Below are 14797 nucleotides of genomic sequence, written 5' to 3'. Positions count from 1 at the left end.
AAGTCGCCGAGTGGTGATCAGGCAGTTTTCGTACAGAGCCTGGTTCACGACCACTGCCGGATACAGAGCGAAACGGTTGCCAATAGCCCGCATTTCTGGGAAAACGGCGCCCATCAAGCCCGCTCGGGCAAGCGCACAGATAGAGTGAATGTAATGAATGATGAGTTGCAGGTAATCGACCTTGAAGTGGGCGACGGCAAAGCCGCCGTCAAAGGCGCGCTGATCACCACCCAATATCGCGGTTGGCTGGAAAACGGTACCGAATTCGATTCCTCCTACAGCCGGGGCAAACCTTTCCAGTGCGTGATTGGCACGGGGCGGGTGATCAAGGGCTGGGACCAGGGAATCATGGGCATGCAGGTCGGCGGTAAACGCAAGCTGCTGGTGCCGGCGAATCTGGCCTACGGCGAGCGCTCGATGGGGGCGATTACGCCGAATTCGAATCTGATTTTCGAGATTGAATTGCTGGAAGTGCTGACGCGGGATGATTGATGATTGTGTGAGCTGAGACGACAAAACCCGCTGTATCTGTGAGGAGGCAGCGGGTTTTTTACGCTGAAGACCTGATCGGCTATTACTGCGGATCGATGTTGTCCAGCGCCCGGTTCACGGTCAGTTCCCTTTGCTGATGGGCAAGTCAGGTGAATGTCTCAATATCATCAAGGGTGTCCGTCACAGTTCCTTCCAGGGAGGGGAATTTTTCCTTCACCTTCTCAAGGGCCGGGATTACGGCACCCATGTCCAGGTCAGCATGTCTGCGGGCTATGTGGCCGAGCGCGGTGATGGCAGATGCTGCAACCGATTCGGGCTCACTCTCGAGGTACTTCAGGCAGGTGCTCTGAGCCCAGGCCTTGTCTTGCTCATTCAGGCCGATAGAAATCAATGCGGCGACAACGTTGGTTTCTACGTCGCTAGCTAGAAGCCTCGTCGCTTCCTCATGGCTCATTGTTGGATCTTGGTAGAGAAGGCTCACTTTTTAACTTCCATCTCAGTTGTACCTACTCTCGCACCCCTATGAAGAGATCCAGTTCGGTCGGTAACTGCTCATTGAGAGCTATAGCGATTTGTTGGATTTGCTCGCCGGTTAGTAACCATTCTCCATCCGCGCTTTCTTCAAGACTTTTCCACCCAAGAACCCCCATTACCGCGACTTCAAACTCAGGTCGAACTGTAAAGTCGTATTTTAAGGAGTCATCTTCGTCATCACCTTTTAAAAACCCACTAATCCATAAAAACATAAGTAGCCTCTTAATTTATTTTGGGGTGGTTCTGCCGGGTTTTGCGGGGTCTATCTGTTCACCTGTTTCGTGGTTGAACTCGCCAAGATGCTTACCTTGACTGTCATACTTCTCTATTGCGCCTGTCTTACTGTCCCATTCATATATTCGCCCCTTTCTGTCTTTCCACCGGCTGCGCTTACTCCCCCCGCCCTGAACACTGCTTTTTGATTTAACAGGAAGGGCATCTGGAAATGCAGGCAATGCCAACGGCGGCCGATGGTACTTTATATCACCGCCGCCAGCAGATCTTGAAACCACAACATACAGCGGCTGCACACCGGAATCAGCCGGGAAAACAAGAATGAAGTCCTTGTACTCAGGCGGGTAGATCGGGTTGACGATGATGTTATCGGCCTGCTCGGTAGGCGGATAAATCCAGATCTGAGGCGCTTGTGGTGCCGCCTCTAGCGGGGGAATCCCTGAGGTGCTGGAGGGGTTAACAGATGGTGTCCATATCAGCGTTATTCCATCGCCAAAGTCAGCCACTTGGCGAGAACCCTGACTCTTGAACCGGACGACAGGAATCATTTCCCAGTCGTGGCGCTTCTGGGTGTTGTAGCCATAACCCTTCAAGGTGCCATCAGCTTGTTGCTCGACATGCAGTCGAACCCGTGTTCGGCCTTCCTTGAGCGATTTGAGCTGTTCTTCTGTGTACAGGGAGCTGTCGCTCAAGCTCGACGGCCACAGCAATGCAACCATTCCGGCCAAGGCACCAGCTGCAACACCAGCCGTCACTATGCCTGCGCCAGCAGCACCCGTCCCGGTACCAGCAGTACCAACTCCGCCCAGAAATAGCGTTCCCAGTGCAGCAGGTAACGCGCTGCCACTGATTTTTTTGAGTGGGATGTTTCCCGCCGCATCCCTTTCGCGGCCACCCAGCAGGGAGAATTTTCCGTAGTCGGTCAGTTTCTCGACAGGCACGAACCCGGCTGGGCTGTCGTGGTTGATTACGCCGTCGGGGAGGTTGCAGCTTTTGGCGAACACGCAACCCTTGACGCTGGATTGACCTAGCTGTTGAGGCTGCCTGACAAAACGGTCTTCATATGCCTGCTGCCGGGCCAACATGTCGTCATGGGATTTTTGTCTGGCTTCGCGCTCTGCCAGTTCAGTGGCGGTCATGTAGCGGCTGGTGATGTGGTGCCCGTCGCCTGACGGTGGGTTTTGAACCCGAGGTATGTCTGTTTTACGAGCCATGAGCGTCCTTGTTCCATCTTTGAAAGCGATGCGGACGCTATATCAAAGGGCATTGGATAGATGTAGGACTGGTCTGAAACTCTGGTCGTTGTTACAAATGCTGCTTGTCGCTATGCACTTAGCTCAGACGGAAAAAACCGTCATCTCTTCTTACAGATATGGCGTTTTTTTTGGTTTTGTGGCGAGGGGGCTCATGGCAACAACTGTTTTTGCTGGAAGGCCTGATCCGCTGTTACCGCGATACAAGGCGATGTGGCCTGTTGCGCAGGCCAGAAATGATGCGTTGATTGTCAGGCCGTCATCGTGGGCAAGCCCACCCCTCAAGTCTAAACATACAAGCGGGCTTGCTCGCGAAGAACCATGACGCGGTCTGTCAGGCGTTCGGCAGATCAGTGAACAAAGGAATGCGCCCATTCAGGGAAGTGCGGTAGTGCCAGGTCAACCGGCCCAAATCAGGTTTCATCGCCAGGATCTCAACCAGCGTCGCGCGGGCAATGCTCAAGGCCAACACCTGTCCCGGACATTGATGACGGCCCGCGCCGAAAGTGAAGCTGCGACGGTTCGGACGGTCGAGCAGAAACGCATCGGGATCGTCATTAAGCTGCGGATCGCGATTGGCCGAGGCCAGCAGCACCAGAATAACGTCGCCGGGGTTCAGGCCTATGCCGTCGATTTCGCACGGTGCGGCGACGAAACGGCGGGTGTTTTGCACCGACGGTTCGAAGCGCTGAACTTCAGCGATCAGGTCGTCTACGTGAGTCGAATCGAACGGTGGGTTTCGTCTAAACGCCAATAATGCATTACCGATCAGCCCGGCGGTGGCTTCATAGGTCTGGGAGAACAAACCGATCAGGTTGGCGATCAAGGTTTCAGGGTCGGTCGATGTCGCCGCGAAGCGCTGCCGGATACCGGCGAGCAGGGCGCTTCGGTTGCTCGGGTCGTCCAGAAGCTCGATGACATAACCCTTCAGCTGTTCCGCCGCGACATGGGCGGCTTCCAGTTGCGCCTGATCGCTGAGGGGCGACAGGCAGGCGACGAAGTCCGCTGTCAGCTCGCTGATGGCCCGGCCCTGAGCCGGAGAAAACCCCAGCAACGCCGCCACCACACAGACCGGCCCGCGAAACATCGCTGCGTGCAACCCGTCGGCGCCGGGGGTGATCAAGCGAGCGCCGACCAATGCGTTAACCTCGTTCACATCAATCAACGCCAGCCTTGGCTCAATCGCCGCCCTCGGGCAACGCTGCCGCTCGCCTTCATTCATCCGCATCAACTGACTGAACACTTTTCCGGCCATACCTTGAGCAATCAATCGGGGCACCGGCTCATGGGCCGGCCGCACATGACAGTCCGGATGCGCCAGCACGGCGGCAACGGCTCGGGCGCTGCTGGCCACCCACAGTTTCAGTCCTTGATGAAAAACCAATCCACCCTCGGTACGCAATTGTGCGTAGTAGGGGTAGGGATCGGCATGAGTCGCAGCGATGATCGGGTCCATGGGTCGCAGCCTTATCGGTGGTTGGAAAGTGTTGCTACTATCTCCAGTCCGAGAGGGCCTTGATTCGTCCGGGAGCGAAATATGAACGCAGAACAACACGACATCGGCGTCTCTCAAGTGGCCGCAGCGATTGCCGAGCCTGCGCGGACGAAAATCCTCTGCTCGCTGATGGACGGTCACGCCCGCACCAGCACCGAGCTGGCGGCGGTTGCCGAAGTCAGCGCCTCGACTGCCAGCGCGCACTTGGCAAAACTCAAGGAGTTGGCGTTGGTGCGTTTGCACGCTCAGGGTCGTCACCGCTATTACAGCCTCGCGGACAAACGTGTGGCCCAGGCACTCGAAGCACTGATGGTGATCGGCCAGAACGCCGCGCCAACATTCAACCCGCGCACCCCGGACCGTCTGCAATTCGCCCGCACCTGCTACGACCACATGGCCGGTACGTTGGCAGTGGTGCTGCATGACCGGATGATCGACGCGGGGTGGTTACTGCAAACCGATGAGCAGGCTTACCGATTGAGCGACAGCGGTGAAGCGTTGTTTGACGGATTGGGCATCGACGTCAAAGACCTCGGCACTTTGCGCCGCCGCTTCGCCTGCCCGTGCCTGGACTGGAGCATGCGCCGGCCGCACCTGGGCGGTGCCTTGGGCGCGGCGTTGCTGCAAACGGCGATCAAACGCAAATGGGTGACGCAGGACCTGGACAGTCGTGCGCTGGCGCTAACGGCGGCGGGGCGCAAGGAACTCGGTAGCCGGTTCGCCATTGAGCTGCCGGTTCAGCTGACGACAGCACAACCCATGTCCACCGAGAACAGGCGCCGTGCGATCGCAAGGCCCGTGGCTTAGCGACTCGACGAGGCCATGAGCGCGCCAAAGCCTGCGAAGGTCACGCCCGAAACTTTCGCGGCCAGCCAGGAACCCTTGGGGCTCGACAACCAGCCTTTGGCGGCATTGGCGAGCAAGGCATAGCTGCCATGCACCAGGATCACCAGAATGGCGTAAGAGGCGACCAGTTTGAAGAACTGGGTGTAGAAATGCGCCGAAGTGTCGATGAATTGCGGGAACACCGCGAGAAAGAAAAACACCGCCTTGGGGTTCAGAAACTGTAACGAAGCCGCTTCAAGGAAGCGATAGCCGGGGCTTGAGGGCCGCGTTTCAAGCAGCGCGCTGAAGCGATCCGAGCGCCAGCTTTTGTAGCCCAGGTACAACAAATAGGCGGCTCCTGCGTATTTCAATGCGGTAAAGGCGTTCGCGGAGGTGCTGAGTATCAGGCCGACACTGGTGGCGCTGACGGCGGCGACGACAAACGCCCCCGACGCAATCCCCAGAATCCCCGGCACCGCTCCCGTCCAACCGTGGCGCACCGCGTTGGACAGGGTCAGGACCACGCCAGGCCCCGGGCTCAAAATGGTCAGTGTGGCGAAAAGTATAAAGAGTCCGTAGCTATTCATGTCTTGCTCCGTCAGGTGCCGTTGGCTGCGTGCTGGCAGATTGGCGTGACGACGGTGGCGTGACAAACGCTTTAATTAAAGCGCATAGGTGACTAAATTAGACGCATGATAAATCAACTACCGCCACTTAATGCTGTTCGCGCCTTCGCCGTTGCTGCTCGTCATCAGAGCTTCAGCCTGGCGGCCGAAGAGCTGCATGTCAGCCACAGTGCTGTCAGCCGGCACATCAAATTGCTCGAGGAGTACCTGGGTGTGCTGCTGTTCGAGCGGCGTATCCGTCAATCGGTGCTGACGCCGGCCGGCCAGCGTTTTTATGAGCAGGTCAGCGCCGGGTTGTCGCAGATCGCCAACGCCGCCGCTGCGCTCAAGCAACATGCCTCGCTGCCTACCGTGAAGATCAATGTCCGTCCATCCTTTGCCATGCTTTGGCTGACGCCCAGGCTGGCGGATTTCGTTGCGCAGCACCCAGACATCAAGCCGCAGGTGATCACCCAAACCCAGGCACCCGATCAGGCACGCGACGGGTTCGATATCGTCATTCGCCGTGGTCGTGACGACTGGGAACCGGCGATTGAGGCGCGAGCGCTCTTCGAAGACGAACTAGTGCTGGTCGCGGCGCCATCGCTGATCGAGCGCCTGCCACTTGAAGACCTCACATCTCTGAGCCGGCACACGTTACTGACTGTCAAGGCGCGTCGCGAAGACTGGCACAATTGGGCCATGCACTTTGGTCAAAGCCAGCCAGCCGCTCAGAAAACCCGGCAGTTTGATCACATGCACCTGGCGCTTCAGGCCGCCGTGGATGGACAGGGCATCGCCCTGTGCCCGACCTCTTTGCTGGGCACCCACATTTCGAGCGGACGCCTGATCTGCCCGTTGCCCGAGTTGCGTATGCCGTTGCCGCGTTATTACTACGGTGTTGCGCCGGACGTGACGGCGCAGACACAGGTGTTCGTGGAGTGGTTGTTTGCCCGTATCGCTCAGGACGAGCTGCGTTGGCAAACACCTCGTGCCGTGACTGTTACGCCCTGAAATCCCAGACGATCTCCACCACCCGCACCGCCAGCACCAGGTAAACCAGACACAGGATGATCTGGAACGCCGTGTGATACGGCAACCTGGACAGCCGGCGCAGGCCGTCGCTGATGTTGAGCAGCATCAGCAGTGCCGACGTTGCAATCAACCCCCAGCCGGCGAGGCTTGAGGCGAGCAATCCCATAAACAGCTGATGGCCGCTTTGCAACGCGTTGGTGCCCGCCGCGAACAGCAGGGCGCACACCAGCAGGTTCTTGATGTTGTCGAACACTTGCGTGGTGAAGTCGGTGTCCAGCAAGGCCAGATACTTCCGCCAGAGTTTGCCCATGGTTGTGGTGGCACCTGTTGATGGCTGTTGCACGTGGCAAGTCTAGTGACGTTTTGTGCGAAACGCGGACGAAAAAAAGCCCGGCCTTCAACGTGAAGGCCGGGCTTTTGTGTTTACACGGACAGTCGCGTCAAATCAAACCTTGACGATCCAGCCCGCTGGCGCTTCGACGTCGCCGGTCTGTACACCGGTCAGCTCTTTGTAGAGCTTCTGGGTGACTGGGCCGACTTCGGTTTCGCTGTGGAAAACGTGCAGTTTGTCGTTGTAGCTGATGCCGCCGATCGGGGTGATCACCGCAGCGGTACCGCAAGCGCCGGCTTCCTTGAAGTCGGACAGCTTGTCGATGAACACGTCACCTTCAACCACTTCCAGGCCCAGACGGGTTTTGGCCAGCTCGATCAACGACAGACGGGTGATGCCCGGCAACACCGAAGGGGAATTCGGGGTGACGAACTTGTTGTCGTGGGTGATCCCGAAGAAGTTGGCCGAGCCGACTTCTTCGATTTTGGTGTGGGTCAGCGGGTCCAGGTAGATGCAGTCGGCGAAATGCGCCTTCTTGGCCTGGGAGCCCGGCATCAGGCTGGCGGCGTAGTTGCCACCGACCTTGGCCGCGCCGGTGCCTTGTGGGGCGGCGCGGTCGTAGCTGGAGATCAGGAAGTTGTGCGGGGTCAGGCCGCCCTTGAAGTAGGCGCCGACCGGGATGGCGAAGATCGAGAAGATGAACTCGGGTGCGGTACGCACGCCGATGTTGTCACCCACGCCGATCACGAACGGGCGCAGGTACAGCGCGCCGCCGGTGCCGTAAGGCGGGATGAAACGCTCGTTGGCGCGCACCACTTCCTTGCACGCTTCGACGAACTGCTCGGTGGACACCTGCGGCATCAGCAGGCGCGCGCAGCTGCGTTGCATGCGTGCGGCGTTCTGGTCCGGGCGGAACAGGTTGATCGAACCGTCCTTGCAGCGGTAGGCCTTCAGGCCCTCGAAGCACTGCTGGCCATAGTGAAGGGCAGTGGAGCCTTCGCTGATGTGCAGCACGTTGTCAGAGGTTAAGGTGCCTTTGTCCCACTCGCCATTACGCCAGTGCGACAGATAGCGCTTGTCTGTCTTGATGTAGTCAAAACCCAGCTTGTCCCAATTGATGCTTTCGTTACCCATGACACCCTCTATCACTTAACAACCGCCGAAACGGTTCAAGGCTTCTGACATTTTTCTGGATGGGGACAACAATACTTCATTCCGGGCCCATTTCGCAGCCCGGAATGCGATCTCTCTCGCACTGATCGTTCCCACGCAGAGCGTGGGAACGATCACTCAGGTCCAGGTTACAGATGCAGCGCGTGACCAAGAGCACGCAACGCCGCTTCCTGCACCGCTTCGCCGAGCGTCGGATGTGCGTGGATGGTGCCGGCGATGTCTTCCAGCCGGGCGCCCATTTCCAGGCTTTGACCGAACGCCGTCGACAACTCAGACACGCCCACACCGACCGCTTGCCAGCCAACAATCACATGATTGTCTCGCCGCGCCACGACCCGCACGAAGCCGCTTTTCGACTCCAGCGTCATCGCCCGGCCATTGGCGGCGAACGGGAAGCTGGACACGATGCAGTCCAGCCCCGCAGCCTTGGCCTCGTCCGGGGTCTTGCCGACCACCACCAGTTCCGGGTCGGTGAAGCACACGGCGGCGATGGCGGTCGGGTTGAATTCGCGGTGTTTGCCGCTGATCAGTTCGGCTACCATCTCGCCCTGGGCCATGGCCCGGTGGGCGAGCATCGGTTCGCCGCTCAGGTCGCCGATGGCGTAGACGTTGCGCATGCTGGTCTGGCAGCGGTTGTCGATCTTGATCGCCGAACCGTTCATGTCCAGGTTCAAGGCCTCGAGATTCCAGCCCTGAGTGTTGGGTTTGCGACCGACGGCCACCAGCACCTGATCGGTTGCAAGACTCAGGATGTCACCGCTCGGATCACGAACTTGCAGAGTATTTTTTTGTGAATCAAAGCCTTCAACGCTGTGCTTCAAGTAAAGCTTCACGTCGAGTTGCTTGAGTGCTTCGTGCACCGGATGGGTCAGTTCGGCATCGTAAGCCGGCAGAATACGATCCTGCGCCTCGACCACGCTGACCTCGGCGCCGAGCTTACGATAAGCAATCCCCAGCTCCAGACCGATGTAACCGCCACCGACCACGACCAGTCGTTTCGGCACGCTTTTCGGCGCCAGGGCTTCGGTGGAGGAGATGATCGGCCCGCCAATCGGCAGCATCGGCAGGTTCACGCTTTTTGAACCGGTGGCCAGCATCAGGTGCTCGCACTGAATGCGCGTATCGCCCACTTCGACGGTTTTGCCGTCGATCACCTTGGCCCAGCCTTGAATGACCTGGACCTTGTGCTTCTTTAATAGCGCCGAGACGCCGGTGGTCAGGCGATCAACAATGCCGTCCTTCCACTCGACGCTCTTGCCGATGTCCAGGGTTGGCGCCGACACGCTGATGCCCAGCGCCGAGTATTGGCTGTGGTGCTGTGTCTGATGGAACTGTTCGGCGACGTGAATCAATGCCTTCGACGGAATGCAGCCGATGTTCAGGCAGGTGCCGCCCAACGATTCGCCTTCCACAAGAATGGTTGAAATGCCCAGTTGACCAGCACGGATCGCCGTTACATAGCCACCAGGGCCGCCGCCGATGATCAGCAGCGTGGTGTTCAAATTCTGCATGTCCGCTCCATTAATAATCAGTCCACAAACAAGGTTGCGGGTTGTTCGAGCAGGCTGCGCACGGCCTGGATGAATTGCGCCGCGTCCATGCCATCGACCACGCGGTGATCGAAGGAGCTGGAGAGGTTCATCATCTTGCGGATCACGATCTGGCCTTTGACGACCATCGGCCGTTCGACGATTTTGTTCACGCCGACGATCGCCACTTCCGGCAGGTTCAGCACCGGGGTGCTAACGATGCCGCCCAGAGCGCCGAGGCTGGTCAGGGTGATGGTCGAACCGGACAGCTCATCGCGGCTGGCCTTGCCAGTGCGCGCGGCGGTTGCCAAACGGGAGATTTCCGCGGCGCTGTCCCACAGGCTGCGGGCTTCGGCGTGACGCACAACCGGCACCATCAAACCGATGTCGGCTTGCGTGGCGACGCCCACATGCACCGCGCCGAGGCGGGTGATGACTTGTGCTTCGTCGTCGTAACGGGCGTTGATCTGTGGGAAGTCGCGCAGGGCCACGACCAGCGCGCGGACCAGAAACGGCAGCAAGGTCAGTTTGCCGCGGGTCGCACCGTGTTTTTCGTTCAGGTGTGCGCGCAGTTCTTCCACGGCAGTGACGTCGATTTCTTCGACGTAGCTGAAGTGAGCGGCCCGCTGGGTGGCGTCCTGCATGCGCTGAGCGATCTTGCGGCGCATGCCGATCACCGGGATTTGCTCTTCGTCGTTGCGCTGGGCGTAAGCGGCGGTGGCGGTCGATGCGTTCGACTGACCCTGAGCCAGATAAGCTTCGAGGTCTTCGTGCAGAATCCGCCCGGCGGGGCCGGTGCCACGCACCAGACGCAATTGAATGCCGAGGTCCAGTGCATGCTTGCGCACCGCCGGGGAGGCCAGCGGACGCTCATCGGCCGCGCGGGCAACCATCGGGCCTTGGCAAGTGGCCGGGCGCGGCGCGGCGGCAGCGACAGGTTTGCTTTCAACCACGGCGTCAACTTTAGGCGTCGCAACCGGTGCTTCTTTAGCTGCGACAGGTTGAGCCGACTCTTTAACGTTGCCCGCGCCTTCGACTTCAATGCTGATCAGCACACTGCCGACCGCCATGACTTCGCCCGGCTGGCCGCCCAGCGCAATGACTTTGCCATGCACCGGCGAAGGGATGTCGACCATCGCCTTGTCGGTCATGACATCGGCCAGCACCTGATCTTCGACGACCATGTCGCCGACCTTGACGTGCCACACCGACAGTTCAACTTCTGCAATGCCTTCGCCAATGTCCGGCATCTTGATAACGTGCGTGCCCATTCAGACCTCCATAACCCGATGCAAAGCCGCGCCCACACGGGACGGGCCAGGGAAATACGCCCACTCCTGCGCGTGCGGGTAGGGAGTGTCCCAACCGGTGACGCGCTCGATCGGCGCTTCCAGGTAGTGGAAGCAGTGCTCTTGTACCAAAGCGACCAGTTCGGCGCCAAAGCCGCAGGTACGGGTCGCTTCGTGAACAACCACGCAACGTCCGGTTTTCTTCACCGATTTGACGATGGTGTCCAGATCCAGCGGCCACAGGCTGCGCAGGTCGATGACTTCTGCATCGATACCGGTTTCTTCAGCGGCGACTTGTGACACATAAACCGTGGTGCCGTAGGTCAGGATGGTCACGTCCTTGCCCGGACGCGCGATGGCGGCGACGTCCAGCGGCACGGTGTAGTAGCCGTCCGGCACTTGTGCGGCCGGATGTTTCGACCACGGGGTTACCGGACGGTCGTGGTGGCCATCGAACGGGCCGTTGTACAGGCGTTTTGGTTCGAGGAAGATCACCGGGTCATCGTTTTCGATGGAGGCGATCAGCAGGCCTTTGGCGTCGTAAGGGTTGGACGGCATGACGGTACGCAAACCGCAGACTTGGGTGAACATCGCCTCGATGCTCTGGCTGTGGGTCTGGCCACCGTAGATGCCGCCGCCGCATGGCATGCGCAGGGTCATCGGCGCGGTGAACTCGCCGGCGGAGCGATAGCGCAGCCGCGCGGCTTCGGAAATGATCTGGTCCGAGGCCGGGTAGACGTAATCGGCGAACTGAATCTCGGCCACCGGCCGCAAACCGTAAGCGCCCATGCCCACGGCGACGCCGACGATCCCGCTTTCGGAGATCGGCGCGTCGAATACGCGGGAGGTGCCGTACTTGTTCTGCAGGCCTTCGGTGCAACGGAACACGCCGCCGAAATAGCCCACGTCCTGGCCGAACACCACGACGTTGTCGTCACGCTCAAGCATCACATCCATGGCCGAGCGCAGGGCCTGGATCATGGTCATGGTGGTCGTGGTCATGGCGGTTTCCAACTGAATATTATTGTTGTGATCGTTCATGTCAGATCCCCAACTCTTGACGCTGGCGCTTCAAGTGCTCCGGCATCTCTTTGTAGACGTCTTCGAACATGGTCGCGGCGCTCGGAATCTGACCGCCGGCGAGGGTGCCGTACTGCTCGGCTTCTTTCTGCGCGGCAATCACTTCGGCTTCCAGTTCGGCACTGACGGCGGCGTGTTGCTCTTCGGACCACTGACCGACTTTGATCAGGTGCTGCTTGAGGCGCGCAATCGGGTCGCCCAACGGGAAGTGGCTCCAGTCGTCGGCAGGACGGTATTTGGACGGATCATCGGACGTCGAGTGCGGGCCGGCGCGGTAGGTGACCCATTCGATCATGGTCGGGCCGAGGTTGCGGCGCGCACGTTCGGCGGCCCAGGCTGAGGCGGCGTAAACCGCGATGAAATCGTTGCCATCGACCCGCAGGGAAGCGATGCCGCAACCCACGCCGCGTCCGGCGAAGGTGGTGGCTTCACCGCCGGCAATCGCCTGGAAGGTCGAGATTGCCCACTGGTTGTTGACCACGTTGAGGATCACCGGCGCACGGTACACATGGGCGAAGGTGAGGGCGGTGTGGAAGTCCGATTCAGCGGTGGCGCCATCGCCGATCCAGGCCGAGGCGATTTTGGTGTCGCCCTTGATCGCCGAGGCCATGCCCCAGCCCACGCCCTGGACGAATTGGGTGGCGAGGTTGCCGGAAATGGTGAAGAAGCCGGCATCCTTGACCGAGTACATGATCGGCAACTGACGGCCCTTGAGCGGATCGCGCTCGTTGGACAGCAGTTGGCAGATCAGGCCCACCAACGGCACTTCGCGGGCCATCAGGATGCTTTGTTGACGGTAGGTGGGGAAGCACATGTCGTCGATATTCAAGGCCAGGGCCTGAGCGCTGCCGATGGCTTCTTCGCCAAGGCTTTGCATGTAGAACGACATTTTTTTCTGACGCTGGGCGACCACCATGCGGTTGTCGAAAATCCGCGTCTTGAGCATGGCGCGCATGCCTTTACGCAGGATCTCGACGGGTACGCCCTCAGCCCATGGGCCCAGGGCATTGCCCTGGTCGTCGAGCACGCGAATCAGGCCCTTGGCCAGGTCGGCGGTGTCGGCCGGTTCAACGTCAATTGGGGGTTTGCGCACCAGGCCTGCGTCGGTCAGATGCAGGTAGGAGAAGTCGGTTTTGCAGCCGGGGCGGCCCGATGGTTCGGGAACGTGCAGGCGCAGCGGTTCGTACGCTTGGTTCATGGCTTCTACGCTCGATCTTGTGAATTTCTTGTAGTGAGCTGGCAGTCATTCTTCGGTAAAAGAAATCTTGTCCTACAACAATCATAGGCCGGGCCAAGAAGAATATTTCTCTGTGTTTCGTTGCGCTGGAGATCATTTGAGGATAAAAAATCTGCATAAACATAAAAAACAGGTGGTTTTGTCTCATGCGTAAACTGGACCGTACCGACATCGGCATTCTCAACAGCCTTCAGGAGAACGCGCGCATCACCAACGCCGACCTCGCGCGCTCGGTGAACCTGTCGCCGACGCCGTGCTTCAATCGGGTCAAGGCGATGGAAGAGTTGGGGCTGATTCGCGAACAGGTGACCCTGCTGGATGCCGACCTGCTGGGGCTGCATGTGAATGTGTTCATTCACGTCAGCCTGGAGAAACAGGTGGAGGAGGCGTTGCAGCATTTCGAAGAGGCGATTTCGGATCGCCCGGAAGTGATGGAGTGCTATTTGATGGCCGGCGACCCGGACTATCTGATCCGCGTGCTAGTGCCGACCATTCAGTCGCTGGAGCGCTTCATGATGGATTTTTTGACCAAGGTACCGGGGGTGGCGAACATTCGTTCGAGCTTTGCGCTCAAGCAGGTGCGGTATAAGACGGCGTTGCCGTTGCCGGCGAATGGGTTGACGTTGGCCAACTGAATGATCGTTCCCACGCTCCGCGTGGGAATGCCGCCAGGGACGCTCCGCGTTCCGCTTCCGGATGTGACGCAGAGCGTCACGGGATGCATTCCCACGCAAAGCGTGGGAACGATCGAGGGTCAGAGTTGATTCAGGGGGATCTTCAGGTACGTCACGCCATTGTCTTCCGCCGGCGGCAGATTCCCGGCCCGCACATTCACCTGAATCGCCGGTAACAACAACGTCGGCATGCCCAACCCGGCATCGCGTCGGGTGCGCATGGCGACGAAGGTGGCTTCGTCGATACCATCGTGAATATGAATGTTGCTTTTGCGCTGTTCACCCACCGTGCTCTGGCATTGTGGAGCGCGGCCCGTGGGCGGGTAATCGTGGCACACGTAAAGCCGCACGCTGGCGGGGAAGGCCAGCAGTTTGCGGATCGAGGCAAACATCTGGTTGGCGTTGCCACCAGGAAAGTCGCAGCGCGCAGTGCCGACGTCCGGCATGAACAACGTATCGCCCACCAGAATCACATCGCCGTCGATCAAATAAGCCATGTCCGCCGGGGTATGACCGGGAACGTGCAGGGCCGTGGCCTTGAGGTTGCCAATGCGAAATGACTCGTCCGGCGCGAACAGGTGATCGAACTGCGAACCATCGACCCTGAATCCCGGTTCAAGATTGAACAGCGCCTTGAACACCCCCTGAACCTTGCTGATCGACTGACCAATCGCAATCTTGCCCCCCAGTTCCCGACGCAGATACGACGCGGCCGACAGGTGATCGGCATGGGCATGGGTTTCCAGCAGCCATTGCACCTGCAACTGGTGTTGGCGCACGAAGGCGATGATCCTGTCGGCCTCGACGGTCGCGGTGCGGCCAGCGGCGGCGTTGTAATCCAGCACCGGGTCGACAATCGCGCAGTGCCCGCCATCGTGCTCGTAGATCACGTAGCTGTAGGTCGATGAGGCGTGGTCGAGGAAGGCTTCAATCAAGGCGGGCATGGTGGCTGTTTCTTTTGGGACAGGTCTTGAGGGTAGTTTCATTTTCCCTGCGTTGACCAGCCCCGCA

Annotated in this window: 16 protein-coding genes; 4 read left to right on the top strand and 12 right to left on the bottom strand. The window is 59.4% G+C overall.

Features of this window, described 5'->3' with window-relative positions; genetic code table 11:
- Positions 1-153: 153 nt before the first annotated feature.
- On the top strand, positions 154-492 hold the full coding sequence (locus tag QMK51_RS16245; RefSeq protein ID WP_320390897.1) for an FKBP-type peptidyl-prolyl cis-trans isomerase: 339 nt from the start codon (positions 154-156) through the stop codon (positions 490-492).
- Between the two features lie 145 nt (positions 493-637).
- Here QMK51_RS16245 and QMK51_RS16240 read toward each other — a convergent pair whose 3' ends face one another.
- The 4 genes from QMK51_RS16240 to QMK51_RS16225 form a co-directional block, all read right to left on the bottom strand.
- On the bottom strand, positions 638-973 hold the full coding sequence (locus tag QMK51_RS16240; protein ID WP_320390896.1) for a hypothetical protein: 336 nt from the start codon (positions 971-973) through the stop codon (positions 638-640).
- Between the two features lie 25 nt (positions 974-998).
- Positions 999-1238, bottom strand: a complete 240-nt coding sequence (locus QMK51_RS16235; protein ID WP_320390895.1) for a pyocin S6 family toxin immunity protein — start codon at positions 1236-1238, stop codon at positions 999-1001.
- Positions 1239-1253: 15 nt separating this feature from the next.
- Positions 1254-2474 carry an S-type pyocin domain-containing protein gene (locus tag QMK51_RS16230; protein WP_320390894.1) on the bottom strand — a complete coding sequence of 407 codons (1221 nt, stop codon included), beginning with the start codon at positions 2472-2474 and terminating at the stop codon, positions 1254-1256.
- Between the two features lie 373 nt (positions 2475-2847).
- Entirely contained in the window at positions 2848-3969 is a 1122-nt protein-coding gene (locus QMK51_RS16225) for a cytochrome P450 (protein ID WP_320390893.1), read from the bottom strand.
- 81 nt (positions 3970-4050) lie between these two features.
- On the opposite strand from QMK51_RS16225, the gene QMK51_RS16220 reads away from it, so the two are divergent.
- Positions 4051-4815, top strand: coding sequence for a metalloregulator ArsR/SmtB family transcription factor (locus tag QMK51_RS16220; RefSeq protein WP_320390892.1), 765 nt, complete (start codon positions 4051-4053; stop codon positions 4813-4815).
- Here the strand turns inward: QMK51_RS16220 and QMK51_RS16215 are convergent.
- On the bottom strand, positions 4812-5420 hold the full coding sequence (locus QMK51_RS16215; RefSeq protein WP_320390891.1) for a LysE family translocator: 609 nt from the start codon (positions 5418-5420) through the stop codon (positions 4812-4814). The genes QMK51_RS16220 and QMK51_RS16215 overlap by 4 nt on opposite strands.
- A gap of 105 nt (positions 5421-5525) precedes the next feature.
- On the opposite strand from QMK51_RS16215, the gene QMK51_RS16210 reads away from it, so the two are divergent.
- Positions 5526-6452, top strand: coding sequence for a LysR substrate-binding domain-containing protein (locus QMK51_RS16210; RefSeq protein WP_320390890.1), 927 nt, complete (start codon positions 5526-5528; stop codon positions 6450-6452).
- On the opposite strand, the gene QMK51_RS16205 is transcribed toward QMK51_RS16210, so the two are convergent.
- The 6 genes from QMK51_RS16205 to QMK51_RS16180 form a co-directional block, all read right to left on the bottom strand.
- On the bottom strand, positions 6442-6783 hold the full coding sequence (locus QMK51_RS16205; RefSeq protein ID WP_258696132.1) for a hypothetical protein: 342 nt from the start codon (positions 6781-6783) through the stop codon (positions 6442-6444). The genes QMK51_RS16210 and QMK51_RS16205 overlap by 11 nt on opposite strands.
- 135 nt (positions 6784-6918) lie before the next feature.
- Positions 6919-7938 (bottom strand): branched-chain amino acid aminotransferase, encoded by a 1020-nt coding sequence (locus QMK51_RS16200; RefSeq protein WP_258696131.1) that lies wholly within the window; start codon positions 7936-7938, stop codon positions 6919-6921.
- 167 nt (positions 7939-8105) lie between these two features.
- Positions 8106-9488 (bottom strand): dihydrolipoyl dehydrogenase, encoded by a 1383-nt coding sequence (lpdA, locus tag QMK51_RS16195; RefSeq protein ID WP_320390889.1) that lies wholly within the window; start codon positions 9486-9488, stop codon positions 8106-8108.
- Between the two features lie 17 nt (positions 9489-9505).
- Positions 9506-10777: a dihydrolipoamide acetyltransferase family protein gene (locus QMK51_RS16190; RefSeq protein ID WP_320390888.1), complete on the bottom strand. Its 1272-nt coding sequence runs from the start codon at positions 10775-10777 to the stop codon at positions 9506-9508.
- Positions 10778-11836 (bottom strand): alpha-ketoacid dehydrogenase subunit beta, encoded by a 1059-nt coding sequence (locus QMK51_RS16185; protein ID WP_258696128.1) that lies wholly within the window; start codon positions 11834-11836, stop codon positions 10778-10780.
- A gap of 1 nt (position 11837) precedes the next feature.
- Entirely contained in the window at positions 11838-13073 is a 1236-nt protein-coding gene (locus tag QMK51_RS16180; protein WP_320390887.1) for a 3-methyl-2-oxobutanoate dehydrogenase (2-methylpropanoyl-transferring) subunit alpha, read from the bottom strand.
- A 185-nt stretch (positions 13074-13258) separates the two neighbouring features.
- Here QMK51_RS16180 and bkdR point away from each other — a divergent pair, with 185 nt between their 5' ends.
- Positions 13259-13747, top strand: a complete 489-nt coding sequence (gene bkdR / locus QMK51_RS16175) for a Bkd operon transcriptional regulator BkdR (RefSeq protein WP_017339472.1) — start codon at positions 13259-13261, stop codon at positions 13745-13747.
- A 119-nt stretch (positions 13748-13866) separates the two neighbouring features.
- Here the strand turns inward: bkdR and QMK51_RS16170 are convergent, their stop codons facing one another.
- Positions 13867-14730: an MBL fold metallo-hydrolase gene (locus QMK51_RS16170; protein WP_320390886.1), complete on the bottom strand. Its 864-nt coding sequence runs from the start codon at positions 14728-14730 to the stop codon at positions 13867-13869.
- Between the last annotated feature and the right edge of the window lie 67 nt (positions 14731-14797).

The organism is Pseudomonas sp. P9_31 (assembly GCF_034008235.1).
In the GTDB taxonomy this organism is placed as follows: Bacteria; Pseudomonadota; Gammaproteobacteria; order Pseudomonadales; family Pseudomonadaceae; genus Aquipseudomonas.
The sequence above is the reverse complement of the archived record's forward strand: the minus strand, read 5'-3'. Positions and strand labels throughout refer to the sequence as shown.

Coding starts and splice junctions, on each gene's coding strand:
- QMK51_RS16245 (WP_320390897.1), top strand. CDS start 154: ATGAATGATGAGTTGCAGGTAATCGACCTTGAAGTGGGCGACGGCAAA.
- QMK51_RS16235 (WP_320390895.1), bottom strand. CDS start 1,238: ATGTTTTTATGGATTAGTGGGTTTTTAAAAGGTGATGACGAAGATGAC.
- QMK51_RS16230 (WP_320390894.1), bottom strand. CDS start 2,474: ATGGCTCGTAAAACAGACATACCTCGGGTTCAAAACCCACCGTCAGGC.
- QMK51_RS16225 (WP_320390893.1), bottom strand. CDS start 3,969: ATGGACCCGATCATCGCTGCGACTCATGCCGATCCCTACCCCTACTAC.
- QMK51_RS16220 (WP_320390892.1), top strand. CDS start 4,051: ATGAACGCAGAACAACACGACATCGGCGTCTCTCAAGTGGCCGCAGCG.
- QMK51_RS16215 (WP_320390891.1), bottom strand. CDS start 5,420: ATGAATAGCTACGGACTCTTTATACTTTTCGCCACACTGACCATTTTG.
- QMK51_RS16210 (WP_320390890.1), top strand. CDS start 5,526: ATGATAAATCAACTACCGCCACTTAATGCTGTTCGCGCCTTCGCCGTT.
- QMK51_RS16205 (WP_258696132.1), bottom strand. CDS start 6,783: ATGGGCAAACTCTGGCGGAAGTATCTGGCCTTGCTGGACACCGACTTC.
- QMK51_RS16200 (WP_258696131.1), bottom strand. CDS start 7,938: ATGGGTAACGAAAGCATCAATTGGGACAAGCTGGGTTTTGACTACATC.
- lpdA (WP_320390889.1), bottom strand. CDS start 9,488: ATGCAGAATTTGAACACCACGCTGCTGATCATCGGCGGCGGCCCTGGT.
- QMK51_RS16190 (WP_320390888.1), bottom strand. CDS start 10,777: ATGGGCACGCACGTTATCAAGATGCCGGACATTGGCGAAGGCATTGCA.
- QMK51_RS16185 (WP_258696128.1), bottom strand. CDS start 11,836: ATGAACGATCACAACAATAATATTCAGTTGGAAACCGCCATGACCACG.
- QMK51_RS16180 (WP_320390887.1), bottom strand. CDS start 13,073: ATGAACCAAGCGTACGAACCGCTGCGCCTGCACGTTCCCGAACCATCG.
- bkdR (WP_017339472.1), top strand. CDS start 13,259: ATGCGTAAACTGGACCGTACCGACATCGGCATTCTCAACAGCCTTCAG.
- QMK51_RS16170 (WP_320390886.1), bottom strand. CDS start 14,730: ATGCCCGCCTTGATTGAAGCCTTCCTCGACCACGCCTCATCGACCTAC.